Annotated in this window: 21 protein-coding genes; 13 read left to right on the top strand and 8 right to left on the bottom strand. The window is 60.9% G+C overall.

The annotated features are described in order from the left end of the window. Positions 1-57: 57 nt before the first annotated feature. Positions 58-819, top strand: a complete 762-nt coding sequence (locus QFZ91_RS22245; protein WP_368599509.1) for an OmpW/AlkL family protein — start codon at positions 58-60, stop codon at positions 817-819. 140 nt (positions 820-959) lie between these two features. Next, on the top strand, positions 960-1,418 hold the full coding sequence (locus tag QFZ91_RS22250) for a hypothetical protein (RefSeq protein ID WP_429568433.1): 459 nt from the start codon (positions 960-962) through the stop codon (positions 1,416-1,418). A 46-nt stretch (positions 1,419-1,464) separates the two neighbouring features. Here the strand turns inward: QFZ91_RS22250 and QFZ91_RS22255 are convergent, their stop codons facing one another. The 4 genes from QFZ91_RS22255 to QFZ91_RS22270 form a co-directional block, all read right to left on the bottom strand. Further along, on the bottom strand, positions 1,465-1,800 hold the full coding sequence (locus QFZ91_RS22255; protein ID WP_429568434.1) for a hypothetical protein: 336 nt from the start codon (positions 1,798-1,800) through the stop codon (positions 1,465-1,467). After that, positions 1,797-4,124, bottom strand: a complete 2,328-nt coding sequence (locus tag QFZ91_RS22260) for a nitric-oxide reductase large subunit (protein ID WP_429568435.1) — start codon at positions 4,122-4,124, stop codon at positions 1,797-1,799. Before QFZ91_RS22260 ends, QFZ91_RS22255 begins: the two co-directional genes overlap by 4 nt. A 434-nt stretch (positions 4,125-4,558) precedes the next feature. Further along, positions 4,559-4,918 (bottom strand): ATP-binding protein, encoded by a 360-nt coding sequence (locus QFZ91_RS22265; protein WP_429568672.1) that lies wholly within the window; start codon positions 4,916-4,918, stop codon positions 4,559-4,561. After that, positions 4,870-5,430 (bottom strand): histidine kinase dimerization/phospho-acceptor domain-containing protein, encoded by a 561-nt coding sequence (locus QFZ91_RS22270; RefSeq protein ID WP_429568436.1) that lies wholly within the window; start codon positions 5,428-5,430, stop codon positions 4,870-4,872. The genes QFZ91_RS22265 and QFZ91_RS22270 overlap by 49 nt, the downstream gene beginning before the upstream one ends. 72 nt (positions 5,431-5,502) lie before the next feature. Here QFZ91_RS22270 and QFZ91_RS22275 point away from each other — a divergent pair, with 72 nt between their 5' ends. After that, a complete protein-coding gene (locus tag QFZ91_RS22275) occupies positions 5,503-6,021 on the top strand; it encodes a TetR/AcrR family transcriptional regulator (RefSeq protein ID WP_429568437.1) in 519 nt (172 codons plus the stop codon). Positions 6,022-6,059: 38 nt separating this feature from the next. On the opposite strand, the gene QFZ91_RS22280 is transcribed toward QFZ91_RS22275, so the two are convergent. After that, on the bottom strand, positions 6,060-7,004 hold the full coding sequence (locus QFZ91_RS22280) for a LysR family transcriptional regulator (RefSeq protein WP_429568438.1): 945 nt from the start codon (positions 7,002-7,004) through the stop codon (positions 6,060-6,062). 527 nt (positions 7,005-7,531) lie between these two features. Between QFZ91_RS22280 and QFZ91_RS22285 the strand changes: the two genes are divergently transcribed. Further along, complete coding sequence (locus QFZ91_RS22285) at positions 7,532-8,239, top strand: response regulator transcription factor (protein WP_429568673.1); 708 nt, start codon at positions 7,532-7,534, stop codon at positions 8,237-8,239. 3 nt (positions 8,240-8,242) lie between these two features. On the opposite strand, the gene QFZ91_RS22290 is transcribed toward QFZ91_RS22285, so the two are convergent. Next, on the bottom strand, positions 8,243-9,253 hold the full coding sequence (locus QFZ91_RS22290; protein WP_429568439.1) for an AraC family transcriptional regulator: 1,011 nt from the start codon (positions 9,251-9,253) through the stop codon (positions 8,243-8,245). Positions 9,254-9,387: 134 nt separating this feature from the next. After that, entirely contained in the window at positions 9,388-9,759 is a 372-nt protein-coding gene (locus tag QFZ91_RS22295; protein ID WP_176365831.1) for a response regulator transcription factor, read from the bottom strand. A gap of 326 nt (positions 9,760-10,085) precedes the next feature. Here QFZ91_RS22295 and QFZ91_RS22300 point away from each other — a divergent pair, with 326 nt between their 5' ends. The 9 genes from QFZ91_RS22300 to QFZ91_RS22340 all read left to right on the top strand — a co-directional run bounded on the left by QFZ91_RS22300 (position 10,086) and on the right by QFZ91_RS22340 (position 20,906). Next, positions 10,086-10,889 carry an enoyl-CoA hydratase-related protein gene (locus tag QFZ91_RS22300; protein ID WP_429568440.1) on the top strand — a complete coding sequence of 268 codons (804 nt, stop codon included), beginning with the start codon at positions 10,086-10,088 and terminating at the stop codon, positions 10,887-10,889. A 90-nt stretch (positions 10,890-10,979) separates the two neighbouring features. Next, a complete protein-coding gene (locus tag QFZ91_RS22305) occupies positions 10,980-12,209 on the top strand; it encodes a CaiB/BaiF CoA transferase family protein (RefSeq protein ID WP_429568441.1) in 1,230 nt (409 codons plus the stop codon). Positions 12,210-12,252: 43 nt separating this feature from the next. Further along, a complete protein-coding gene (locus tag QFZ91_RS22310; protein WP_368716140.1) occupies positions 12,253-13,002 on the top strand; it encodes an acetoacetate decarboxylase in 750 nt (249 codons plus the stop codon). A 75-nt stretch (positions 13,003-13,077) separates the two neighbouring features. Further along, the gene (locus tag QFZ91_RS22315; protein ID WP_429568674.1) at positions 13,078-14,226 is read left to right on the top strand and encodes an acyl-CoA dehydrogenase family protein; all 1,149 of its coding nucleotides are present in this window, start codon (positions 13,078-13,080) and stop codon (positions 14,224-14,226) included. An 18-nt stretch (positions 14,227-14,244) separates the two neighbouring features. Next, positions 14,245-15,177 (top strand): 3-hydroxyacyl-CoA dehydrogenase NAD-binding domain-containing protein, encoded by a 933-nt coding sequence (locus tag QFZ91_RS22320; RefSeq protein WP_429568442.1) that lies wholly within the window; start codon positions 14,245-14,247, stop codon positions 15,175-15,177. Positions 15,178-15,238: 61 nt separating this feature from the next. Continuing rightward, the gene (locus QFZ91_RS22325) at positions 15,239-16,792 is read left to right on the top strand and encodes a phospholipase D family protein (protein ID WP_429568443.1); all 1,554 of its coding nucleotides are present in this window, start codon (positions 15,239-15,241) and stop codon (positions 16,790-16,792) included. Between the two features lie 60 nt (positions 16,793-16,852). Continuing rightward, a complete protein-coding gene (locus tag QFZ91_RS22330) occupies positions 16,853-17,653 on the top strand; it encodes a potassium channel family protein (protein WP_429568444.1) in 801 nt (266 codons plus the stop codon). Further along, positions 17,650-19,401: a SulP family inorganic anion transporter gene (locus QFZ91_RS22335; protein ID WP_429568445.1), complete on the top strand. Its 1,752-nt coding sequence runs from the start codon at positions 17,650-17,652 to the stop codon at positions 19,399-19,401. The genes QFZ91_RS22330 and QFZ91_RS22335 overlap by 4 nt, the downstream gene beginning before the upstream one ends. A 176-nt stretch (positions 19,402-19,577) precedes the next feature. After that, the gene (locus tag QFZ91_RS22340) at positions 19,578-20,906 is read left to right on the top strand and encodes a DUF2252 domain-containing protein (RefSeq protein WP_429568675.1); all 1,329 of its coding nucleotides are present in this window, start codon (positions 19,578-19,580) and stop codon (positions 20,904-20,906) included. Between the two features lie 39 nt (positions 20,907-20,945). Here QFZ91_RS22340 and QFZ91_RS22345 read toward each other — a convergent pair whose 3' ends face one another. Continuing rightward, on the bottom strand, positions 20,946-26,423 hold the full coding sequence (locus tag QFZ91_RS22345) for a trifunctional serine/threonine-protein kinase/ATP-binding protein/sensor histidine kinase (protein WP_429568446.1): 5,478 nt from the start codon (positions 26,421-26,423) through the stop codon (positions 20,946-20,948). Between the last annotated feature and the right edge of the window lie 211 nt (positions 26,424-26,634).

Here is a 26,634-nt window from a genome sequence, read left to right on the forward strand (position 1 = left end):
CAGTTGCACTGAATTTTCAGAAACATTCGTTGAACTCAATTCGGAATCCATATCAAAATGAAAGTGAAGAAATTCGTATGTCTCGCCCTGATACCCGGGGCGATATGCAGTAGCGCGATGGCCCAGAGTGCGGGCAGCCTCATCACCAGCGTGGGCGGGGCGTGGCTCGACTTCGGGCAATCGTCGGCGACGCCCATGACAAGCACCACGGCGTTCGGCACCTATACTTCGCCGGGCACGGGCGGGCAGATCCACAATACGTTCACCGCCGAACTCTCGATGACGTATTTCGTCACGGACCACATCGCGCTCGATCTGGCGAGCGGCATACCGCCCAAGCTCAAGCTCTATGCGCAGGGCAGGGTGACGCCAGTCGGGCCGAGCGGTCCGGGGCTCGACCTGGGCAACCTGCAGCCGCTCGCCACCACGCGATCATGGCCGCCGATCCTCTTCGTGAAGTATTACCTTGGGGATGCGCAGTCGAAATTCCGGCCGTTCGCGGGCGTGGGCGTGAATTACACATGGTATTCCCATACCGAACTCAACTCGACTTTTAGCGGCGCATTGCAGCAGTTCGCCGGGCCGGGCAGCCATGTCGAGAGTTCCTTGAGTCCGTCATGGAATCCAGCGTTCAATGCGGGCGCCTCGTACAATTTCAGCAAGAACTGGTACGCCACGGCGTCGGTCACCTATTTGCCGCTCAAGACGAATGCGACAGTGACGGCCTATGCTGCCAATGGACAGCCTGCGCTCACGAACAAGACGCGAATCACTGCGAATCCATGGATTACGTTCGTGGGAGTTGGATACCGATTTTGATCAGACTGGATGCGCGACTCGTTCGGCCCGGCGCTCGCGCCCCTTCCATCGACATGGATAAGCGGCTAACACCATTGTGCAATTGAGTTGCGGACCGCTTTGCGCTTAAGCTTCTATTGCTGGTCGAGCCGGCGAGCCGATTGTTCAAGGAGAAGATGCTCGTGAAAGTCTCTCATTTGCCTCGATGCGTCGCCCTCGGCGCAGCGTTCGTCTCGAATGCGATTTATGCACAGGAGATCGGCGCCAGCCTCGATTGCCATCTCGGTCCCCACACGTTCATCGAGCAATTGGTCGATGAAAACGAGATCGATCCTGTACCCATGAAAGTGTCGGCCAACTCGGTCAACGCGTACCGGCTCAGGCCGAATCAGAACTTGACGGCACTCGGATTCAAGGTGCGGACCGTCTTCGGCTTTTCCCCGAACGACGACATGTTCACCCAGAAGATCAGCGAAGGTGAAACGCCCCATCGCGTCTATGGTGTCGTCGTCATGGCAGGGAAAGAGGCGGTCAGCGAACGCATTCGCGAAACGGGTGGCCCGGCGACGGTAAGGGAAGTCATGCCGCTCGTCATGACGGCGGTCATTTGTGACAAATAGCCTTGCTCCGAACACATCATACCCGTGAATCATTCCCGCCGGCCGGTCAGAATGGCGGGTGACACTCGAAGGTCAACTCCGTTCCTTGTTGTTCCAGTTCGCGCCCGCTGCGTATGAAATCCAACCGGGTGCCGATCTGCATGCCGCGTTTGGTGCAGTAGTCACTGGCGCTGCTGACGGCCTTTCGATATGCGCTGACCCACGACAGTCGAGCGCCCCGCGTACTGGCGGTGACGGTAAACGTATTCGGTTTGTCGGTAGCGGCGACATCCGAAGTGCTCGTGCAGGCCGCCAGTGATAGGACACAGGCGGCGAGCGACGAGCAGATGAGCGGATTTTGCAATCCGCTCCGGGCGATACCCAACAGGTCAAGGCTGCTCACAGCGACTGCTCGGATGCGACGGTCGCAGACGGTGCCTCGGCAATGGCCGCTGCGCGCTGCGCAAGAATCTTGACAATAAAGTCCCAGGCCATCAACAGGGCACCCACGGCGAACACGATGTCACCCGGCATGCGCATCCACTGCCAGAAGGTGGTGGTGCTGTAGAACTCGAGGCTTCGCGCATACGCATAGCCGTGCGTGTAAACCGCCAGCAGTTGCGGCCAGCCAACCGGGTAGAAGTTCATCGCGATCCACATTACGAGGCCGGCGTTATAGAGCCAGAATGCCCACACGCCGCAGCGGTCGCTCCATGCGCGATGGCCGTTCAAATAGCGCAGGACCATGTAGATCAGACCAATGGCGAGCAATCCGAAGGCGCCGAACATCGACGTATGCGCGTGGTTCAGCGTGAGGAAGGTGCCATGCTCGTAATAGTTGACCAGCGGCGCATTGAGCGTGCCGCCGCCGAACACCCCGGCGCCCACGAAGTTCCAGAATGCAGAGCCGAGAATGTAGAGATAGGCAAGTCGATACGGGAAATCCTTTTCATGCTGGATGTGACGCTGCTGCTCGATGGCTTCCAGCACCAGCAGGAACAGCGGCAAGACCTCGAGGAACGAGAACATGCTGCCGAAACTCACCCAGAGGCTTGGTTCGCCTGCCCAGTACATATGATGGCCAGTGCCGAGCACCCCGCCAACCATAATGAGGATCCATTCGAATAGCACTGCGCGCTCAACCATCTGCCGCGACACCAGTTCCAGCGCCATGAGGAAGTAGCCGGTCACCGCTGCTGCGAACAACTCGAAGGCAAGCTCGACCCAGAGGTGCACGACCCACCAGCGCCAGAAGTCGGTGATCGAGAAAGACGGGTTGGGCGAGCCGAACGGAATCATGCCGAATACATAGAGCACCGTGACGCTCAGCGTGGCGGCCCAGAGAAGATGCTCGATGCGGAACAGGCCGTAGAGCGTTCCGCCGCTTTGCCTGAACAGGGCCTTGAGGGTGGGCCCGAATGCACGCAGCAACACCAGACACCAGACGGCGAGACCAGCAAAGAAGAGAACTTGCCAGAAGCGGCCCAGTTCGAGATACGACAGTCCCTGATTGCCGAACCAGAACCAGTGTGCACGGATGACGCCCATCACACCGAGGTAGTCGCCGATCAGCGCCCCAGCCACGATGACTACCAGTACCCAGAAAATGAGGTTCACCAACGCACGCTGCCCGGCAGGTTCACGCTTGCCGATCAAGGGCGCGAGGAAGAGGCCCCCGGCGATCCAGCTCACACCGATCCACACGATCGGAGCCTGCAGGTGCACGCTGCGCAAGGCGGCAAACGGCAGCCACTTGTCCACTTCGATGCCGTAAAAGCTGGTGCGATCGGTGTAGTAGTGCGCCATGATCGAACCCGCGAGGATCTGTACCAGCAGGACACCGGCCACCACCAGGAAATACTTCCAGAGCGCACGCTGGCTGGGGGTGCGTTCCCTGAAGCCTCGCAGCACCGGTTCGAAGGTTTCGGTCCCGGCCTTGGGCTCGATCCAGAGGCGAAAGATCATCAGGATGGCGCCGATCGCGAAGAATATCATCGTGAACGAAATCCACGTCCACTGGAACGTGGCAGCGGTGGGCGAGTTACCGACCAGGGGCTCGGGCGGCCAGTTGATGGTCCATGAGTAGTCCTTGCCGGGCCGGCGTGCGACGGTCGTGAGCGACGAATACAGGATGAAGCTCGCGGTTTGCGTGGCGGTGGATGCGTCGAGCGAACGTGCCCCTGTATAGCCTTGTGCAAAGTTGTCGTTGAGCAGCGCTGCGCTGATGCGTGGTCGCAGCGCCTGAATCGCCTGAGCCACGCTGTCCGGAAGCACAACCTGCTGCTGACTCAGATCGATGCCCTGAAGTTGTGCCTGCATGGTACGCGTGACGCTTGCCTGCTGATCGGCCGTCGCGGCGTCAAACGACTTGCCGTAGCGAGATAACGCCAGATTGTTTCGCACCTCCTTCGCCAGCTCGACGAGGTACCTGGCGGTGAAATCTTCGCCAAAGTAGGACCCCATGCCATACAGGCTGCCGAAATCCATCAGATCGGCTTGCTGAAATCCCGACTTGCCCGCGACGATGTCGGCGTAGCTCATCACCGGTGCGCGGTTGGGCGCGACCATCTGCTGTGGCAGTGGCGCTGCCTGCTGATAGGTGGCGCGCGTTGCCAGGATCATTCCCACCCAGCAGAGCGCGGTGACCACGATGAAAACCCAGATCAGGACCCGGCTCGTGCGATCTTGCGGACAACGATTGCCCGCGGTGAGCGGCTTTGCATTCATGGTTCCATTCCTTCGCGAAATGCCCGAGCGCAGTCTTCGGCGATCGAATACTCGTTTGCGATTCCGAGTAATCAATCCTTTGCGGCTGCCACGTGGCGGATTGGATAGATCTGGAGTGTGATTGGTTTCAATTTCAACAAGTGATAAGGAGTCCAAATGCAGGTGATAGCAATTGACCTCCGGCGCCACGAGAACCGTGCAGCACCCGGAGCGGATATCATCATGTCGCAATTGCGAAAACAAGAAAATCGTACCAACGGCTCGCGCAGTCCCCCAGAAGGGTAGTGGGATCATACATGTGTATGTTTGGAGTCGTTCCGGGTTAGAAAAACGCGTTGCACGTTTCAGCCCGGTTGCGCCGGTACGATTCGGATGGCTATGAATTCATTGCGGGGGAGTTGTCATTGCGTGGCGGCGCGCCGAGCCACCACAATTCACTCAGCGTTGGCGCTTGCTTCAATCACGGGCAATCGACATTGAAACGTTGCACCGTGCCCGGCGTTGTTGAATGCCAATATGATTCCGCCATGTGCGTCGATGATCGAACGGCACATCGCGAGACCTATCCCCTTGCCACCGCGTTTCGTCGTGAAAAAAGCGTCGAACAACCGATAGGCATGCTCCGGCGCGATTCCGATGCCGGTATCGCGCACGCTGACGATCAGAAATCCGCCGGTTTCCATGCACGATTCGATCAGGAGCTCGCGCGGCCTTTCATCGATGTCTGCTATGGCCTGAATACCGTTCAGGATGAGGTTGATGAAAACCTTCGCAGCGAGACGCGGTGGTTCGATACGTCGTGACCAACGAGGGGTATCACGTCATGAACTAGGTCGTTTGGCTCCAGTCGTGTCGCTTGCAGGGCAGACGGAGTCGCGAGGCTGCAAATGGACTGGACGATTTCGCTCGCACGCTGCCCGAGGCCAATGATGTTTTGCACGCTGGCCGTCGCCTCCTCGTATGCCGGTGTCTCGCGATTGAGCCATCGCAGGCATGCTTCACCGTGTGCGACGATCGCGCCGAGCGGTTGATTGACTTCGTGGCCGATGTACGCGCTCAGCTGGCCGAGCAGAACGAATGGATCGGCACGCTTGCGCTCGTCCTTATTGCGCATGTTCAATTGGACATTGGCGTTCATTTTTGTCTTCGCTTGACAGAAGTCCCGATACACGGGAGCGGGGGTGTCGTCGGGAGGGGCAAGGGCATTTTCGCTGTGCGGCACTACCTTCATCCTCGGTTGAATGCGGATCCGGCATGGACGCACGTAACTGAACGCGTTCAGTTGCAATAGCGCCCGCAGTTCCATGATGTCAAGAAAGACCCTGCCGGCGGTGTTCTTGCGCCATGCCGGCCCGACAACTCTCAATGAACGTACAACTTGAGCAAACGTACCCCTGGAAGCGGCAGTCTGAGCCGCGCGAAGACACCCGAAGACAAGGCGAAGGTCAGGCAGGCATTTGTCGACGCCGGCCGCCTGCTGCTGGCGCGAGAAGACGCGTCCCAGGTCTCGCTTCGCCGCATAGCATCCGAGGCGGGCTATTCGCCAGCGTCCATTTACCAGTACTTCGATGATCAACGGGCGCTGTTCGTCGCGGTTCGCGAAGACGATCTCACGGCTGCGGCGGAATACTTCGAGGAGGTGGCGTCGTGTGACGTTGACGCGTTATTCGACGCGCTGCCGGAGCCGCCGTTACCCAATCGGCTTGCCGGGGACACCCTGATCGCAGCAATCTACGGTGTGGTGCTCGTGCCTCGCACGACTCCGACGAAGCGTTGGTCCGACACCTGCATGATGGTCGAACTGACCGTCGACGCGATCATCGACAACTGGGTCTCTGGCAGGGGGCGAGACGGCCATACCACACGCGGTCTCTCGCTGAAGCGCAAGCCGCGGTAGGCGCTATCGCCGCGCCGGACCGCCTGTCTGCGGCAGGCTCACGCCACCTGCAAATCACTCGTGTTGTAGAGAACCAGTTGATCGTTCTTGCTGGATTCAGCAAAACTGCCTTTCAGATGTTCAACCCACGTTCTCACCTTTGCGTCGAGAAACATCTTCGACGCAAAGAGTGCGTAGATGTCAACGTGTTCAAACTGGCAGGCAGGCAGTATGTGCACGAGGCGTCCATCGCGGAACGCATCAACGGCTGCATGCAGCGGCAGTAAGCCCACTCCCATCCCAAGTTCGAGGGCATTGGCAAGCGAAGATTGCGAACTGATGCACAGCCCGGGTTGAACGGAAACCGTTTCGCAGCCGTTTGACCCTTGCGACGTCAATTCGACGTTGTCCGACCAGGAGGGGGCGAGACAAACGAGACTATGGTTCGAAAGGTCCCCGAGCCTGTTGATCATCGGATGCACGTCGAGATAGTTTGGAGACGCGCACATCACGCTGTAGGAACTGCCAAGACGCGTACCGATAAGCGAAGAGTCGCGCAGCACCTCGGTCGCCACGACGGCCATGTCGAATTCACCGGCGAGAAGGTTGACCGGAGAGTCCGATAGCGTCAGCCCAACCTGCACGCACGGATGCCGCTCCCGATAGGATCTCACTGCGGGCACCAAATAGTGTTGCGCAAGCGATTGGGAGGCGTGAACCCTAAGGCAGCCTGTGGGACTGATGTGAATCGATTTGGCTTCAGCTTCTGCTTCGTCCAGGGCTTCGAGAATCGAGTGGCAACGCGCCAGATAGCGCTTGCCCGCGGGCGTCAAGGCAATCCGCCGCGTCGTGCGATGCAGGAGTCGCGTGGCAAGATGCTGCTCGAGGTCGAAAATGAGCCGCGAGACTGAACCCGTACTCATGTTCAGCTCCCGAGCCGCCAACGTATAGCTTGCGCCGTCGGCCACACGCTCAAAAATCCGCATGCTCTTCAACAAATCCATAATCGTCTCTCCGCTCCGGACTTCAGTCCAAACCTCGATGAAAACCCTTTCGAAGGTTCGAGCCATCCATGTCGATTCGTACCGGATAAAAGGTAACGTAGAGGCGTTCTGGTTACAAATGTGGGATCGGTTGTGGAGATCACGTGATAGGCCAGGTGAATCATACGTTCGTATAAACGTGCGGAATGAAGGCTCGCTGCTATGCAGCGATTTCCCGCCAAGCGAAACGAGACACCTTGCTATGGCGCGTGTAGACCGGACTTTCGACCATGAATGGCATGCTCAGACCATCCAGACCGTGGGGGCAAGGATATTCTCACGATACGGGACCGCATTCGCCAATACGGGGCGCGGCTGCGCCCGGTAACGTGGAATCGGTTTGCCTGTGAGTGGGGATGCCGAGCGTAGCGGTTCGCAAGTCAGGGGATGAGCGATCAAGTTCGGTAAGCGAACGGCGTGACTGTCCCGAGACCGCGCCGGGTCTGCGTTGGGCCGTATCACAGTTGCTGCCGGTGCGGGAGAACGAGATGCGTGCTGAGCCGGTTTCGGCTGTTACGAACATGAACCCTGCCGACGGTCTGGTCTCGATGGTATACGTGATCGACGACGACGAGGCGATGCGCATTGCGCTCGTTGACCTGTTCCATTCAATCGGGCTGCCCGCTCAGGCGTTCCCGTCCTGCCGCGAATTTTCGGCATGTCATAAGGAGGACGTACCGAGTTGCCTGATTCTGGACGTCAGGTTGCACGGTGAGACTGGGCTCGCATTCCAGGATGAACTCGTGAAGAGCGGTATTCGGATGCCAATCATCTTCATGACCGGGTATGGCGACGTCGCCATGTCGGTGAAGGCGATGAAAGCCGGCGCAGTGGACTTTCTCCCTAAGCCTTTCCGCGACCAGGACATGCTGGACGCGGTCACCGATGCGTTGGCTTGCGATAACGAACGGCTCGCGTCCCAACGGGCGCTAGCCGCGCTACGCGCTTGCTACGATTCATTGAAGCCTCGGGAGCAGCAGGTGATGCTGTTCGTCGTGGATGGACTGATGAACAAGGAAATCGCCAGCCAGTTGAAGCTCAGCGAAATCACCGTCAAAATTCATCGATCTCAGGTCATGAGAAAAATGGCCGCGCGCTCGGTCGCGGATCTCGTCAGAATGAGTGCAGCGCTTGGCATAGAGACGCCAAAAGGCAAGCCTGGATGGGTGGCGTGGGACGCGCAGGAAAGCTATTGATCTTCATCGCTTTTTGGCGGCATTTCGGGCCGCTGTGTCGTTCGAATCGGTGCCTCTGTGCATACGCAATTGTTGCGGCGTAACACCCATTCTTCTGCGCATCACGCGGGTGAAGTGCGACGCATCCGCGAAGCCAGCGCGGCGCCCAATTTCACCCACCGTCATCCGCGAGAAAATCTTCGATTCGAGCATCCGCAGCGCACAAATCATCCTCGCGTCGAGCAACTGATCGGCGAAGGTCTGCTGGCATCCCGCCAGCGCTCGATGTAGTGTGCGCACGGAGATGCCGAGCGAGTCGGCAACAGCTTCGGCGGTCAGACCATGCTCGTGGCAGCGCTGGGCGAGGCAGTCGCTCACGCGATCCCGCAACGATCGCTCGGCAGGCTTGCTGTGGGGCTCTTGACCGCTCATCTCATGGGCGATGAGCGCGAGCAGGGCGCCCACCTGATCGGCGAGCACGCTGTGCGGGATAGGCGCGTTCGCAACCGCATCAGGCAACAGCTGGACCAGGTAGGCGGCAAGGGCGGCGCCCCAGTTGGAATTACCCGGAATGCGCCGACCAACAAGAGAGCCAACGTCGGGAATCCAACGTTTGAGCCACTCAACGGGAACGCCGATGTTGAGAAATTCGTACCAACGCACGAGATCAATGCCGCAATTGAGGTCCGAATCGACGAGTACGAGGTCGCCGGGCGCGAGGCACAGATCGTTGCGATGCGAGACGTGATAGGTGTTATTCAGGCTCATCATCAAGTGATACTGGCGCTTGCCGCTGCGCGCCAGTTCGCTGCGTCCGCGGCCGCAGGTGTGCGGAGTGCCCGACTGCCGCACGACCGTCAGCGGACCACAGGCCACCACAGTCATGTTCGCTTCGAACTCGCGTGGATTGCTTGCCCGGACATACAGGGGGATCATTGCCGAGGTCAGCACATCCGCCCAGACGTCAAGGCGTTGGGGGGCAGGCAGGTCACGGGTCGACCACCGCGCGACCTCTGCAATTCCACTGCCGTTCATGAGCGAATCCCCTGGGTTGGGTGGGAAAATGGCTGCCACGCCGCCACAAGAAGTATAGGCGCTAGCCTCGACGAGGTTGCGTAGCGGATTGCGGCGTTGTAGCGAAATCCTTACTACAGGATCGCGAGGAAAGGCTAAGGCTGACGTAAAGCATGGTTCAGCCACCGCTCCAGCTCGTCGGGGTCCATCGGCTTTTCGAGCAAGGCAAACGCGCCGGTCGCGAGAACTTCGGCGCGCAGAGAGGCAGTTGGACCCGCGGTGATGAAAACGACGGGAGGCGCGAGTCCCAGTTCGAGAAGGCGGCTATACATCGCCAACCCGGACATACCCGGCATCTTGATGTCCGAGATGAGGAATGCCGTGTTGTGAACGTCCTCTGAATCCAGGAATTGCTCCGCGGAATCGAATGCCCGCACGATCCACCCGAATGCTTGCACGAGGCGCGCAGTCGCCGAGCGGAAAGGCTCATTGTCATCGACGATGGAAACGACCTGGGGCGCACGCATGCAGCGATCCCTCAACTAGCTTTGCTCAGTGAGCGCTACGCAATCGTGCATCAGTACCAGGGTGCGAGCCAAGCAATGAAGATTGTTCGTTGGTGTGATCGGCTTACACCAAAGTATGACTCGCTTGGCGCTTCGTATGGGCAGCGCTGGTGCATGCCATCGAGACTTCGCCCGCTGAACTGCATTCCGTTCGATTCTCCCATCGTCGACTTGATTACGGTACGGGAAAATCGGGCGGATTAGTGCGTAGATAGTGAGTGACCGGCAATCGCGGTGGTGGTGAAATTGTCCACGAGTTGAACAATTCGTGTGGAATCCACAGACTCATGGAACAGACACTTGCACAACAATCGTTCGAAACGATTGTCTATGAACAGCGCAACGCTGCCGCTGTCATCACGCTGAATCGCCCCGAGGTCCTCAATGCGCTGAACCAGAAAGCCATCCGTGAATTGAAAGCGGCATTCGAATGCGCGCGGGACGATGCGCGCATTGGCGGCGTCATCGTGACCGGTGCAGGCGATCGTGCATTCATTGCGGGAGCGGACATCGGCGAACTGGCCACCGCAACGCCTGTCGAGGCCGTGCATGCAGCACGCGCCGGACAGGCTTTGCTCGATCTCGTCGATAACCTGGGTAAGCCTGTCATCGCGGCAGTCAATGGTCTCGCGCTCGGTGGCGGATGTGAAACGGCGTTGGCGTGCACGATCCGTCTGGCAACCCCTAACGCGAGATTCGGGCAGCCCGAGATCAGGCTCGGTCTCATTCCCGGCTTCGGCGGAACGCAGCGCCTTCCTCGCGTGGTGGGCAAAAGCGTTGCCCTGCAACTCATCCTCACTGGCGAAATGATTCCGGCAGAAGAAGCACTGCGCATCGGGCTCGTGAGCGAAATCGTCGAGCCATCGAAATTGATCGACCGCGCGCAAGAGATCCTCGCGAGGATCAACGCGAATGCGCCGCTTTCGGTGCGCCATGCGATCGCGGCTGTCAATCGCGGTCTCGATGGCTCGCTCTCCGAGGGACTTGCGCTCGAAGCGGCCTTGTTTGGGGTATGTGCCTCCACCGACGACAAGACGGAAGGCACGAAAGCCTTCCTGGAAAAACGGCCTCCGAAGTTCACAGGTCGATAAAACGCGGCTCTCGCCACTCCGTTCGCGATCGGCTGCGCCGCGCGCGCAAGCTATGGGAAGCGGGCAGATCAAAATCATGGAGGTGACTCGATGAACGTCGGCAATCACATCTTCTCCGGTTTGAAGGTGCTCGACCTTGCGAGCTACATTGCGGGCCCTGCCGCGACGACGATCCTTGCCGACTTCGGCGCCGACGTGATCAAGGTCGAGCCACCGGGCACCGGGGACGTCTACCGCTACTTTTCGGCGATGCCGCCGAACCCGACGAGTGACGTCAACTATGCATGGCAACTGACGAACCGCAACAAGCGCGGCATTGCGATCGACCTGAAGAAGTCCGACGCCAAAGAAGTGCTGCATCGCCTCGTGCGCTGGGCCGACGTGGTCGTCGTGAACTTCCCGCCGCGCGTCAAGGCGTCGCTCGGTTGCACCTACGAGGACTTCGCGCCGCTCAACGACAAGCTCATCTACGCCGACGTCACGGGGTATGGCTCCGAAGGCCCGGAGGCCGACACGCCCGGATTCGATGTCACCGCATACTGGGCGCGCTCCGGCCTGATGGAAGTCACGCATGACGCCGGCAGTCCGCCGACGCTACCGATCCCGGGCATTGGCGACCACGCGACGGCCACGACGCTCTATGCGGCGATCGTAACCGCGCTCTACGTGCGCGCGACGACCGGCAAGGGCAGCCATGTCTCGACCTCGCTGATCGCCAACGGCATCTGGGCCGCGGGCGCGTGGGTCGAAGGCGGGCTGAACGGCGGCCACTTCTTCGCACAGCACGACCGCAAGTCGCCGCCCAATGCGCTGCTCAATCCTTACCAGACCGCCGACAAGCGCTGGATTCTGCTCGTTGCGGCACAGCGCAAGGACTGGCCAGGCTTCTGCAAGGCGATCGGCAAGCCCGACCTGCTGGAGGATCCGCGCTTCGTCGACGAAAACCGCATCGCCAACTCCGCACATCTGGTCGAGATTCTCGACCCGATGTTCGCGAGCCGGCCGCTCGCGTACTGGAAGCAGGTGCTCGATGCCGGCCGCGTGATCTTCGGTGTCGTTCAGGTCGCGAGAGAAATCATCGACGACCCGCAATTGCCGGCCAACGGGATCGTCGTACCGCTCGCGCAGCCCGGCGGGAAGGAAGCCCGCACCGTCAGCAGCCCGTTTCAGGTGTTCGGCTCGCCGAAAGTGAAGCCCACGGCGGCCCCGCAACTCGGTGAACACGGTGCGCAGATCCTGCAGGAACTGGGGTTCGGCGAAGCCGATATCACACGGCTGAACGATGCGGGCGCGGTCGCACGATTCAAGGGCGCGTCGTGAGCGAGGCACGCCTTCCACCCCGCACGGCGACTAGGAGCGTTCCATGACTGAAGACGAAGTGCGCGCATCGGCCTACGCGATGCCACTGACGAGCCCCGCCTATCCTAAGGTGCCGTACCGGTTCGTCGATCGCGAGTTCGTGATCATCACGTATCGCACCGATCCGGAGGCCCTTGCGCGAGTGGTCCCGGCTCCGCTCAGGCCTGTCGAGCCGATCGTCAAGTACGAGTTCATCAACATGCCCGATTCGAGCGGGCTTGGCTCCTACACCGAATCCGGCCAGGTGATACCCGTTACGCTCGATGGCGTTGCCGGCGGCTTCACGCATGCGATGTTTCTCGACAGCGAGGCCGGCATCGCCTCCGGTCGAGAACTGCTGGGCTTTCCGAAGGTGCTGGCGCAACCGAAGCTGGAGGTCCGCAACGACGCTCTGGTCGGCACGCTCGACTACAACGGCGTGCGCGTGGCCACGGCGACGATGGCCTATAAGTACAAGCCGCTCGATCTCGCTTCGGTCAGGAAAACCCTCGAGGCGCCGGGCTATCTGCTGAAGATCCTGCCGCACGTGGACTGCACGGCGCGCGTGTGCGAAATCGTCAGGTACTACATCGAGGACCTGACCGTCAAAGGGGCGTGGACAGGTCCGGCGTCGCTGGAACTGCATCCGCACTGCTTCGCACCGGTCGCGAAGCTCCCGGTGCTAGAAATCCTCTCAGCGGTGCATCTGCTGACCGACCTGTCGCTAGGCAGGGCAGAAGTGGTCTACGACTACCTTGCCCATACACCGTCCTGATTCACCTGTGCGAGACACACCATGCCAGAGACAAAGCCTCCCCGCGCGCTGCCGGCCCCCGATAGCGACTTCTACATGATCCACCAGGTCTTGAGCGAAGACGAGCAGGCACTCCTCGCAAGAGTGCGGAGTTTTATGGAACGGACCGTGGCGCCCGTCATCAACCAGTACTGGGCGGAAGACAAGTTTCCGTTCGATCTGATACCGGGCCTTCGCGATCTGAACATCGTCGGCATCGGCTTCAACGGGTATGGTTGCCCCGGCGGCAGCGTTCTGCTCGGCGGCTTCATCGCCATGGAGCTTGCGCGCGTCGACGCCTCGATCGCGACGTTCTTCGGTGTGCAAAGCGGCCTCGCGATGGGCTCGATCTACCTCGGCGGTTCGGAACAGCAGAAGCAGAAGTGGCTGCCGCCTATGGTTCGCCTCGAAAAGGTCGGCTGCTTCGGGCTGACCGAACCGCTCGTCGGCTCGGGCGCCGGTGGCGGGCTCCTCACCACCGCGAAGCGTGAAGGTGATACCTGGGTACTCAACGGCCAGAAACGCTGGATCGGCAATGCGCCGTGGTGCGATCTCTCCATCATCTGGGCCCGCGACGTCGATGACGATCAGGTGAAGGGATTCATCGTCGAAAACAGAACGACGCCGGGATTTTCGGTCGCGAAGATCGAGCGCAAGGTCGCGTTGCGGGTCGTGCAGAACGGCGTCATCACGATGGAGAACTGCCGCGTGCCTGAGGAAAACCGCTTGCAGGGCGGTTCGACCTTCCGCGACACGGCGCGCGTGCTGCGCCTGACGCGCCAGTATGTGGCCTGGGAGGCGGTGGGCTGCAGCATGGGCGCCTATGAGCACGCGCTCAAGTATGCGCAGACGCGCGAGCAGTTCGGCAAACCGATCGCGTCGTTTCAGTTGGTCCAGGATCTGCTCGCAAAGATGCTCGGCAATATCACCGCCTCGCAGTGCATGGTCGTACGCCTCGCGCAACTCCAGGACCAGGGCAAGCTCAAGGACGAGCACGCCTCGCTCGCCAAGGCGTTCTGCACGGTCCGCATGCGCGAGACGGTCGGCTGGGCGCGCGAGGTACTGGGCGGCAACGGCATCGTGCTCGACTATAGCGTCGCGCGCTTCATGGCCGACTCGGAAGCGCTCTATTCCTATGAGGGGACGCGCGAGATGAATTCACTGATCGTCGGCAAGGCGGTCAGTGGGTTCAGCGCGTTCGTCTAACGTCACGGAGTCCGTACCATGAGCAAGACAATCGAGCGCGTGACGATCATCGGAACCGGGGTCATCGGCGCGAGCTGGGCGGCGCTATTTCTCGCCAAAGGTCTGGATGTGGTCGCGACCGACATCGCCCCCGATGCAAAGCAGAAGCTCGAAGAATTCATCGCGACTGCGTGGCCGGCGCTGGAGCAACTGGGGCTCGCGCCCGGCGCATCGCCTTCGAAGCTTCAGTTCACGGACAACTTCGAAGAAGCCATAGCTGGGAGCGATCTGGTCCAGGAAAACGGACCCGAGCGTATCGCCTTCAAGAAGGACCTCTACCGTCGTCTCGACCAAGCACTGGCGCCCGAGGCGATCATCGCATCGAGCTCGTCGGGCCTGACGATGAGCGAGATTCAATCCGCCTGCCCCAATCATCCTGAACGGTGCGTGATCGGTCACCCGTTCAACCCGCCGCACCTGATACCGCTGGTCGAGATCGTGGGCGGCGCGAAGACCTCGGAAGAGACCATCGAACGCGTCAGCGGGTTCTATCGCGGCCTCGGTAAGCGGACGATCCGCTTGCGCAAGGAGGTTCCGGGCCACGTCGCCAATCGGCTTCAGGCCGCCCTGTTTCGCGAAGTGGTTTACCTGATCGCGGAGGGGGTCGTCAGTGTCGGCGATGCGGACGCCGCGGTTTCGTGGGGCCCAGGTCTGCGTTGGGGGATCATGGGACCGAGTCTTCTCTATCATCTCGGCGGCGGACCGGGCGGCATCGAGCACTTCTTCGATCAGTTCACCGGTCCACTGACTGCCTGGTGGCACGTGCTCGGAACCCCGGAACTCACGCCGGATGTGCGGGCGAGCATCATCAAGGGTGTCCGCGAGGAAGTCCAGTCGCGCTCGCTGCAGGAGCTCGCAACGTATCGCGACGAGGTACTAATGGGTCTGCTTCGGCTGCGGAATAAGGAGTAATGCCTTTTCGCGCCCGAGAGCCAGATGTGATCCCGCTTCGATGTTCGAGCGAGGTGCGAACATGAAAAATCTGCAGCGTCTCATTGCAAGCGTGCTCGTCTTCATGCTGGCCGCGTGCGCCGGTTTGCCTCCACAGACGAACCGGCCGCAGACTTTTGCGCTTCAAGACACGCAAACTACGCGGCTCGGCGCGCTAGTCGCGCCCGAAGAGCAGAAGCATCCGGGCGAGACGGCGTTTCATCTGCTGCCGGACCCTACCGATGCGATCGTGGCCCGCATCGCGCTCGCCGAAAAAGCCGACCGTTCGCTCGATCTGCAGTATTACATCTGGCACGACGATCTGGTCGGCCGAGAACTCGCGGCGGCGTTACTCGAGGCAGCGGACCGGGGCGTCCGCGTTCGTGTCCTCCTCGACGACCTGGGCACCAACCCGGACGACCAGGTCCTGCTCGCGCTCAACTCGCATCCAAATGTGAAGATCAGGCTGTTCAATCCGGTCGCGAGCCGGAGCTTCAAGTCGCTTGCTACCGCTCTCGAATTATCGCGGGTGGACCGGCGCATGCACAACAAGGCAATGGTCGCGGACAACGAAGCCGCGATTCTTGGCGGGCGCAATATCGGCGACGAATACTTCGGTGCCTCGAACGTGGTGGCCTTCGGGGATCTGGATGTGCTGGTGCACGGTCCCGTCGTCCGGAAAGTCTCGGAGGCCTTCGACCAGTTCTGGAATTCCGAAGAGAGTTATTCGATCGAGCAACTGGCAGGGCATCCGGCGGAATCGTCTGCGCTGCCCGCCTACCGCGCGAAACTGGATGACTACATCAAATCGGAGCATGACTCTGCGTATGTCGCGCAGGCGAGAGAACGGCTGGCCACGGTCTTCGAACCGGGCGACACCGAATTTGCCTGGGGAGAAGCCACGCTTCTGTACGACGATCCAGCCAAGATCACCCGCGACCCGACTGACACGCAAGGCCACTTGATGACGCGGTTCAAGGCCCTGAACCTGAAACCCGCACAGCAGATGCTCATCATCTCGCCTTACTTCGTGCCGGGCAAGGAAGGAGTCGCCTGGATAAGCGATCTGACCGCGCACGGGGTACGCGTCACGGTGTTGACCAATTCGCTGGCGGCAACCGACGTCGTCGCCGTCAATGCCGGATATGAGCACTACCGCGAAGCGCTCCTCGAGGCCGGGGTGCACCTCTATGAGCTGAAGCCGGTCGGCTCGGCCGACGTCAAATCACAACGGAAGTTCTTCGGTTCCTCAAGGGCCTCGTTGCATGCAAAAACGTATGTGTTCGACCGGCAAAGCGTTTTCATCGGCTCGATGAATCTCGATCCTCGCTCGAGCCATCTCAACACGGAAATCGGGGTGCTTTGCAATAGCCCGACAATTGCCGGCCAGGTGGTCGACGACGTCGAGCCGCACCTGGACCGGATTGCCTGGCGAGTGGAGCTCCGTGCCGACGCGAACGGCTCGAACCGGATCGTCTGGATCGATACCACCGAAAACGGCGCTGTAACGGAATTGGACTCGGAGCCGGACGTCTCTCTTGGGCGGCGTACGAGCGTCTGGTTCATGGGCCTGCTGCCGATCGAGTCGCAGTTATGAGCGCAATGGCGCGCTGCTCGCCGAGTGGCGACAACCGGTGTTTGACCGTACGAGGTAACCATGTGGATTTACCGTGTCGATGAGCCGCGTCTTGGGCGTATCCGCGTTCGGGAATGGCGCCGCCGTGCGCGACATACCCTCGGGCTGCTCCTGCTGCTTCTGGGCGGCGCCACCACCGGGCTGATCGTGCTCGACCGTTCGAATGACTCTTTTCTCAACAGGCTGTTCACCGCGCTTTGGGATGGGGTCAATCTCGTCACGACGATCGGCGACTTCGCCGAGTTGAACGAACGTCAAAAGGTTTTCATGCTGCTGGCCATGTTCGCGACGCTGGTGGTCGGCGGATTCGCGGTGTCGAAGCTGACCGGCATGTTGTCTGGCGACGATGTGATGGCCTATCGGGAGAACAGGATCATGGAACGCAAGCTCGAACAGCTCGCCAATCACGTCGTCGTGGTTGGATTCCATTCCCTCGGCATGCTGGTCGCCGATCGATTGCGTGATGCGGGGCAGTTGGTCCTCGTCCTCGTCGGTGATGAGGGGCAGGCCGAACGTGCGGCAGATCATGACCATATGGTCGTGCTCGGCTTGCCCGACGCGTTCGACGACGTGCTCAAGGATGCACGGCTCGATAGCGCCAGCGCGCTCGTCGTCACGACACCCGACAGCAACAACAACCTGGCAATCACCTTGCTCGCGCATACGCTGAATCCCTCGCTCCCGATTGCCGTCCCCGGTGAAAATCCATTGAGAAAAGGGCTGTTCGAGAACGCGGGGGCATCCAACGTGATCATCGGCGATGTGATCATCGCGGATGCACTGGTCGGCAAGCTCACAAACCGAGTGGAGGCGACAACATGAAACCTGCTGCTTCGATGGAACCTCTCCCGCATCGCATGCCTTTTTTGCAGGGCCTTTTACCGATCAACGCGGCACAGCTGCCGCACGACGTCGTTGCCGGAATCACGCTGGCGGCGCTCGGCATTCCCGAAGTGATGGGGTACACGAAGATTGCCGGCACGCCTACGGTCACCGGCCTCTACACGATCCTGCTGCCTCTGGTCGCATTCGCCTTCTTCGGGGCATCGCGCCAACTGGTGGTGGCTGCGGACTCCGCCACGGCGGCCATTCTTGCCGGTATGTTGACCGCCGTCGCCGCGGTGGGCAGCAAGGAATATGTCGGCCTGACCAGCACCGTTGCGCTGATGGTAGCGGTAATGCTCGTGATTGCGCGCGTGTTCCGGCTGGGATTTCTCGCCGACTTCCTTGCCCGAAGTGCGCTGATCGGCTTTCTGACAGGCGTCGGCGTGCAGGTCGCGGCGGGCGAGTTCGCCGGACTGCTCGGGCTCCCGAAAGCGGGGCATGGGCCGATCATGCAAGCCGTGTCCGTGTTTCAGCGCATCGCCGAGACGAACACACCGACGGCGGCGTTGGCCATTGCAGTGCTCGCCGTGATCGTCGGGTGCAAACGCTTCGCGCCGCGCGCTCCAGGCGCGCTGGTCGCCGTGATCGGCTCTATCGTGGCGAGCGCGATGTTCGGTTTCTCCTCGCACGGCATTGCGGTTACGGGTGATGTGCCGGGCGGCTTGCCTTCGTTGTTCCTGCCGCCGATGCATACGAACGCGTTCAATCGGGTGCTCGCCACGGCCGCATCGTGTTTCATCGTCATCATCGCGCAGAGCGCCGCAACCGCGCGCGCGTATGCCAACCGCTACAACGAGAAGGGCGACGACAATGCCGACATCATCGGCCTCGCGGCTGCGAATGCTGCGGCGGCGTTCACGGGCACGTTCGTCGTCAATGGGAGCCCGACCAAGACGGAGATGGTGGACGAAGCGGGCGGCCGCACGCAGGTCGCTCATCTTACGACGGCAGCAATCGTCCTTCTGGTGTTGCTGTTTCTCACGAAGCCGCTTGGTTTTCTGCCTGCCGCGGTACTGTCGGCCATCGTCTTCATGATCGGTGTGAAACTGATCGACGTTAAGGGGATGGCCGAGCTGTACCGCATGCAGAAGGACGAGTTCGTCGTGGCGTTGCTGACGGCGGGCGTCGTGGTGTTCGTCGATGTGATGCACGGCATTCTGGCTGCCGTCGTACTTTCGCTGATCGCGCATGCGCGGCATAGCTACCGGCTGCGCACGCGTGTGCTGACGCGCGGCCCCGCGGACCGGTGGCTCGCGCATCATGTGGCACCCAATCTGCTCGCGGCACCCGGCATCGTTGTTTACCGGTTCGAGGCCGATCTGTTCTACGCGAACGCCGGCCGCTTCACTGAGGAAGTGCTCAAAGTCGTGACCGAAGCGAGCCCACCCTTGCGCTGGATCGTGGTCGACGCGACCGAGATCTACAACATCGACTACACGGCGGGCAAGACCTTGGTCCAGCTGGGCTCGGAACTCGACAAGCGCGGTGTCGGTATTGCCGCCGTCGCGCTTGCGACGGGCGTGCGACACCAGATCGAACGGTATCAGGCACTGCGTGCGCGCGGCGCGCATCGCGAGATCTTTGCGACGGTCGACGCTGCAGTCGACACGCTGCGCGATCTGGCGCCCACGCCATCGACATCCGAAGCGGGATCCGCGCCTGCTTCGGGCACCAAACCGGCATGAGGCAGGCAATCTGACGAGGCGGCCTTGACGCTGAATTGAAAGGAAGGTGGCACATGCTCAATACCGTTGCTGCGAATCATCCTGGGCCCGCTACGGAACGCATCGATCGGAAGACCATGGCGGTACCAGGCGATCCTTCCACGATGTTTGCGGGCCGCGGCACGCTGGCCATGAGAATGGAGCGTGGCAAGGCGGCGCGCAAGGCGGTCTCGCGTGACAGGCTCGCCGACTGCAGGATCGAAGATCGGGATCCGCTCGCGCTACTCGAAGCGTCCAACGCAGGCCGGGTGACGGAGCTGATTCCGATCCGCTACGGGCGTATGGTCCAGAGTCCATTCGCGTTCTATCGCGGCGCGGCGCCGCTGATGGCGTTCGACCTGTCGAGGCTGCCGCACTCCAACGTGAACGTGCAGCTCGGCGGCGATGCACATCTGGCCAATTTCGGACTGTTCGCGAGCCCGGAGCGTCGCATTCTGTTTGGGCCAAATGACTTCGACGAAACGTTGCCGGGCCCCTTCGACTGGGATGTGCGCCGGCTAGCGGCCTCGTTCGTGATCGCAGCGCGTGAGCGCGGATTCGCCACTCGCGACCAGCGCAGCGTCGTGCGCCGGTTGTGCGAGACGTTCCGGCACCGGATGGCCGGGTTCAGCCGCATGGACACGCTCGACGTCTGGTACGGCCAGTTCGGGACCGGCAGCATGCTGGCCATGGCCGATTCGGAACGGGAACGAAAAAAGGAACGGGCCGTCATCGAAATGGCCCGGCTGCAGTCGTCGCGCTCCGTGATGAATCATTCGACCGAGTTGGTTAACGGCAAGCTGCGCATCAAGGATGTGCCGCCGCTCGTGTATCACGTTCCTCTGGAAAGCCCGCACGACCAGAAGCACTACGATGCGCTGGTACGGCACTTCTTCGCCGACTATCGGCTGACGCTTCCGGACGACAGGCGCGCCCTGTTCGACCGCTATGAACTGGTGGATGTAGCAATACGCGTCGTGGGAATTGGGTCGGTGGGCACGCGCTGTTATGAGGCGCTTTTCATGGCCGATGGCGAGTGTCCGCTGTTTCTGCAATTGAAGGAGGCGAGGGCTTCGGTTCTGGAGGACTATTTGCCGCCGAGTCGCTTCCCTAATCACGGCCAGCGCGTCGTGAACGGGCAGCGCCTGCTGCAGTCGGCCAGCGATATTTTTCTCGGCTGGTCGAAGATGCAGCATACGGGCAATGACTTCTACGTGCGGCAACTGCGTGACATGAAGGGCGCCTTCGACTTCACGACATTCGATGCCGAAGACCTCAGCGAATACGCGGCCTCCTGTGCTCATGCACTGGCGCATTCGATGGCGAAAGCGGGCGATCCGGCGCTACTCACCGGATATCTCGGCAAGTCGGAGCAATTCGACGAAGCCATCGAGCGGTTCGCCCTCGCGTATGCCGATCAGAATGAGAAGGACTGGTCGGTCTTGAAGGCCGCAGTCAAGGCCGGTCGTGTTCAGGTTCTGACGTGATTTAGTGGGGCGGCCCCCGGGAGGTCGCGGTTTCGAAGCTCAGTCCGCGATATCTTCAGCGTCGTTGGTCGGAAGTAGGATTTGAAAGACGCTGCCGCTAGACGTGTTCGCGTCTGCCCACATGCGTCCCCCGTGTGCCTCGACGATCGATCGGCAGATCGACAGCCCCATGCCCATGCCGCCTGACTTGGTGGTGTAGAACGGGTCGAAGATTCGCTCGATATTCTCCGGTGCGATGCCGGGCCCCGAATCCCGCACCGTGACGCGTACGCCGCCTGACCCGTTCTGCGCGGTTTCGATCAAAAGTTCGCGCGGCGCGCCGGTCTCGCTCGTCATCGCTTCGAGAGCGTTGAGTATCAGATTGAGCATCACCTGTTGCAATTGAACGCGGTCTCCACGGACCATCGGCAAGTTTTCCGAAAATGCCAGTTGCACCGATACGTCGTTCTCCGTCAGATCGCCACGGCTCAGTTCGACGACCTCGACGATGGCTTCGCTGATTCGCAGGGTATCTTTGTGCTGGGGGGCCTTCGTGACGAGTTCGCGGATACGGGAGAGTACGTCCCCCGCCCGTATGGCATCGGCGACGACTCGATCGAGCGCCTGCTGTGCCTCTCTCAGCCTCGGCGGCTCGGAGCGCAGCCACCGCATGGCCGCCTGCGCGTTAATGGCCGACGCAGCGATCGGCTGCTTGATTTCGTGGGCGATCGAGGCGGTGAGCTGACCGACCGTCGCCAGGCGGTTCGCACGCGCGAGCGAAGATTGCATCTCGCGATAGCGCTGTTCGGCTTCGCGTGTTTCGGTCTCGGCTCGCTTGCGCTCAGTCAGATCGATGACGAAGGCTACCCCCTCGTCGGACTGCTCGCAAAAGGCGGCAAAGCCGATCAGGATCGGCACCCGTAGGCCATCCTTACGGGTGTATTCCTTTTCGAACGGTTGGACGATGCCGACCGTCTTCAGCTCGACGAGCGTGCGCAAATCGCGCTCGCGCCATTCGGGTGGGCTGAGGTCTTCCCGTTTGACCCGGCCCGCGACGATATCGGTCCGGTCATAGCCTACCATCTGAAGAAACGCATCGTTGGCCTCGACGATCTGGCCATCGAACCGCCAAATGAAGATCCCGATGATGTTGGCATCGACGAGGCGCCGGATCTTTGCTTCGCGTTCCGCCAGGTCGAGATACAGGCGGGAATTTTCGAGCGAAATGGCCGCTTGAGACGCCAGCAGTTTCAGCATGGCGATCCGCGCTGCGGTAAACACGTGGGACGCGAGATTGTTTTCGAGGTACAGCACGCCGAGCAGTTTGGCGCCGTTGATCAGCGGAAGGCAAAGTATCGACCTTGCGCGAAACCGGGCGATATACGGGTCGGAGGAAAACGGGTTCCGGGCCGATGCATCGGCAAGGATCACGGTTTCACGGGTTCGCGCGACGTAATGGACGATCGATTCCGGCAGCGCAGCGCCGGATCGCGGCTGCGCGACGACCATGTCGCTGCCAGCGAAAGCTTCTGCCTCGGCGTGTAATTCACCGTCTTGCGGTGTGATCAGGAGGCCGCGCGCGGCGCCCGCATATTCGATCGCATGGCGCAACAACGTATCGATCAGACGCGCTGGAACGACCTCGCCGAAAACGGCCTGCGAGACCTTGATGACGGCGGACAGATCGAGGTGCTCCGCAGGTGCGCCGATCGTGATCGCCGGGCGCACGCCCGATTCCTCCTCGAGAAACTGCGGGAATCGCTCATCGAGTTGCCGCACTTTTGCATCGGCACCCCAGCGAAGATAACCTGAACGGGCCTCGCGCATATGCAGACGCGCGACGGCTTCGAACCCACGTGCCGCGTAGAATTGTGCTGCCGTTTCGCAGGCGAGCGCTTCGTTATGGACGAACCCGCTCTCGCGTGCCGAGCGGATCGCCAACTCGTAAAGGCGCATCGTTTCTTCGAGTTCCATGCCGTCGAGACGCGCTATTTCGGCCGCCACCAGCGCTCTTCGGCTCTCGAAATTTTCCGGACAATTCGCGGCCCATGCCTGTAGTTTTCTGTGATCGGCAGCCATCGCGTCCAGGTGCTGCCTGCGCTGAAGCGGTGACTCCATCTCGCAGATCGCAGCGCGCGAAAGGGCGTCGAAAAAGTGATATTCCACTATCTCGAGTGATCCGGAATGCTTCGTCAGAACAGATTCAGCCTTCGATGATGCCTCGAGGGCTATCCGATAGTCGCCCGCAAAGAAGCGGGCCTGGAGCTTTCGAATCCAATACCAGCATGCCACCGCCCCTAAAGCCGGCTTGCTGGAAAAATTCAGCTCGAACTGGTGTTCATTGAACTGGTTATCATCGAACGATCCGAACTTTTGCGTGAGTCCCCGAAGCGTCCTGACAAGTTGAAGCTGCGGCGTGATGAGATCGGCGCCAAATCCGAATCGAACCGCTCGCGCGAAATCGAGGCCATGTTCGGCGCCACGTTGCACCTCGACGAGTGGATCGCCAGCTAGCAGAAGATTGGTGTTCAGGTGGGCGCAGCTGTATGCCGCATAAGTGCAATCGCCGATCTGGCTGGCAACATCCATGGCGCGATGCAGAGGTTCACGGGCCATTCGGACAGGATTCGTCCATTGCGCGACGAGACCGAACGTCTCATAGGTCCGCGCCTGAAAGTGTTTCATCGCGCGTCGTTCGACCAGTTCATAGCCGAGCCGCGCAAATCGGAATCCGGCCGCATAGTCGCCGAAATAGACGCCGGCTATCAGACCGAGCCGTACGTAGGCGGCGCACGACGCATCGCAAATGCCGCGCTCGAGGCTGAGATTGACCGCTCGACAGATCAACAGGGCATAGAGGTGGATGTCTGTAAACAGCGCGGCTGGAAAGAGCCTGGTCAGCACGTCAAAGGAGGCAACGCTCGCGGCGTCGCTCATCACGGGCAAATCGACGAGCTCCTCGATCGTGCGCTTGCCCAGCAATGTCCAGATCCGCGCGTATTCGACTTGCACCTGCGCTTCCGTTGGATGCGCTGAGCAGTCGACGCCCTCATGACGCAGATAATCGAGTGCGGCGGCGACGGTGCGATCACTCTGGCCGAGCATGACGTAGACATCGGCTTGCTGGCTTGTGACCATCGCCCGTTCGACGTTATCGGCGGCGCGTGTCGACAACATCGCCAGACGGTTTTCGGCTGACTTCAGATGGCCCGTCAACATTTCGCATTCGGCGCGGTGAATGGCGAGGGAGAAGGCGAGTCGATGCTGGCGCGCCCAACCGTCTTCCGTCAGCAGCTCCGCGCCTGCCTTGAAGTAATTGAGCGCTGACGCGTAGGCCGCCGACATCATGGCGTACTTGCCGGCGAGCAGGTTCAGCTCGGCGACCAGTTGACGCTCCTCAGGTGTCACGATCAGTGCATTCGCACGATCGAACTGGCTGACGATATCGAAGACCGACTGCTCCCTTTTCGCCGGTGCAAGTCGAGCCGCGAGCAGCCGTCCAATGCGCAGGTGCATGTCTGCCCGGCTTGCGACTGGAATCAGCGAATACGCTGCCTCCAGTATCCGGTCATGAGCAAACCGGTAGGCGCCCTCCTGACGGATTATCAACTGTTGGCGGACCGCCTCCCACAGATTGGCGCTGACCATTCGCTCCGAGCTCTCGCACACGGTTGCAAGTGTGGCCGCTTCGGCGATGTTGCCGAGGCATGCGAGTAACTGAAGGGTTTTCAGGGTTCTGGCGGGCAGACGGCTGAGCTTCCCGACCATGAGCTCGACGACGTTTTCCGTATGGTCCATGGCGGCGATCTGGCGCAGATCCCACGACCAGCACTCGAGCGCATGATCGAAGCTGAGCAAGCCCTCGTCGACGAGCGCCACGAGAAACTGGAGCGTGAAGAAAGGATTGCCGCCGGTCTTCTGTTGTAGCAAACGCGCAAGCGGTGCTGCGCGCTCCGGTGCGCAGCGCATTGAATCGGCGATCAATTGCCCAAGCGTGTCGGGCATCAGCGGCTTGAGCCTGATTTCATGCACGGCCGCGCCCATCCCATGGATTGCAGCGAGCTTGCCGGTGAGCTCATCAGTCGCATCCACTTCGTTATCGCGGTAGGCACCGATCAACAGAAAGTGCTGCAAGCCCGATCGTGTCAAAAGGAAATCGAGCAGATCGAGCGTCGCCGCATCGAGCCACTGGAGATCGTCGAGAAATAGCGCGAGCGGATGTTCAGGCGTGGCGAAGACCTCAATGAAGCGCCGGAACACGAGCTGAAAGCGGCGTTGTGCATCTTCAGGCGGAAGCTCGGGGACCGGTTTCTGTTCGCCGATCACGGTAGCGAGGGCCGGCACCAGGTTTAGGATCAAGGCCCCGCCCGGATCGAGTGCTGCGCAAAGCGCGGCACGCCAGCGGCCCAGCTCGGCTTCCCGGCTACCGAGGAGCGGCCGAATCAGGCGTTGCAACGCCTGCGCCAACGTCGCGTAGGGGATATCACTCTTGTATCGATCGCACTTCCCAGCGGCGAAGATGCCTCGCGAGGAGCCGAGCTTCTTCTGCAATTCGTGTACGAGAGCCGACTTGCCGATGCCTGAGTGGCCGGTGATAAGCACCAGCTCCACTTTGCCGTCGCTCACGCGATCGAAAGTGCGCAGCAACGTATCGAGTTCGCGCTCCCGGCCGTACAGCTTCTCGGGGATCAAAAGCCGGTCGGGTGTATCGCACACGCCGAGCAGGAAGTCGTCGATGAGTTTCGCGGTTTCCCACTGGACCAGACAACAGCGCAAATCGTGCTCGACGCCGAACGCAGTCTGGTACCTGTCTTCTGCTGACTTGGCGAGCAGCTTCATGACGATCGCCGAAACTGGCCCCGGTATCGACCTGTCGAGCTCCGCTGGAGGCACCGGCTGCCGCGCGATATGGCAGTGCACCCATTCCATCGGGTCGGACGCGCTGAACGGCAAGACGCCCGTCAACATCCTGTAGTAGGTCACACCCAACGAGTAAAGGTCGCTACGCGAATCGACCGACCGGTTCATTCGGCCGGTCTGCTCAGGCGCCATGTAGGCGAGGGTCCCCTCGATGAATTCGGGCGGCTTCGGCGTTTGATGCTCGCGCGGTAGTTGCATGGCGATGCCGAAGCCCGTCAACCTTGCCGCGCCGGTCGCGTGATTCACGACGATGTGGGCGGGCTTCACGTCCTTGTGGACGAGCCCCCGCGCGTGAAGCTTGCCCAAGGCAATAACAATGCCGGTGGCGATCCGAAGAAAGTCTTTCGTGTCCATTGGCGAGGTGAACCGCTCGAGCGGTTCGCCGCCAGGATCCTCGAGCACGAGCGCAGCGTGGCCATGTTCGCGCAGCAGCATGAGCGGCCGCACCGCCGCCGCTTCGTCGAGTTCGTCCGCGAGCGCGTACTCATGCGCAAGGCGATCGACGACAGCCTGACTGGGATGAGGGTCCGCAGGCCGCACTATCAGCACGGACTCGCGGATGCCATCCGCGCGGACTCGCGATCCCCGGTAGAACGCGCAGTCGCCGTCTTCCCACACGAACTGAAGCGGATCGCTCGTATCGATATCAACCGAACCGAATGAGACACTCAACTCGCTCCCTCCCGTATCAGGTGGTCTGGCCTCGCTTGAGTCGGAAGTGGCTACCCAAGCCGATGCGCCCCCGTCCTGGGATCGTATGACTATTGGGCTGCGGATGATCTATACCACCGGATCGCCGTCGTCAGTGACGTCAATCATTCTGCAATCG

Origin of the sequence: Paraburkholderia sp. JPY419, assembly GCF_050435705.1 — a bacterium.
Classification (GTDB): Bacteria; Pseudomonadota; Gammaproteobacteria; order Burkholderiales; family Burkholderiaceae; genus Paraburkholderia; species Paraburkholderia youngii.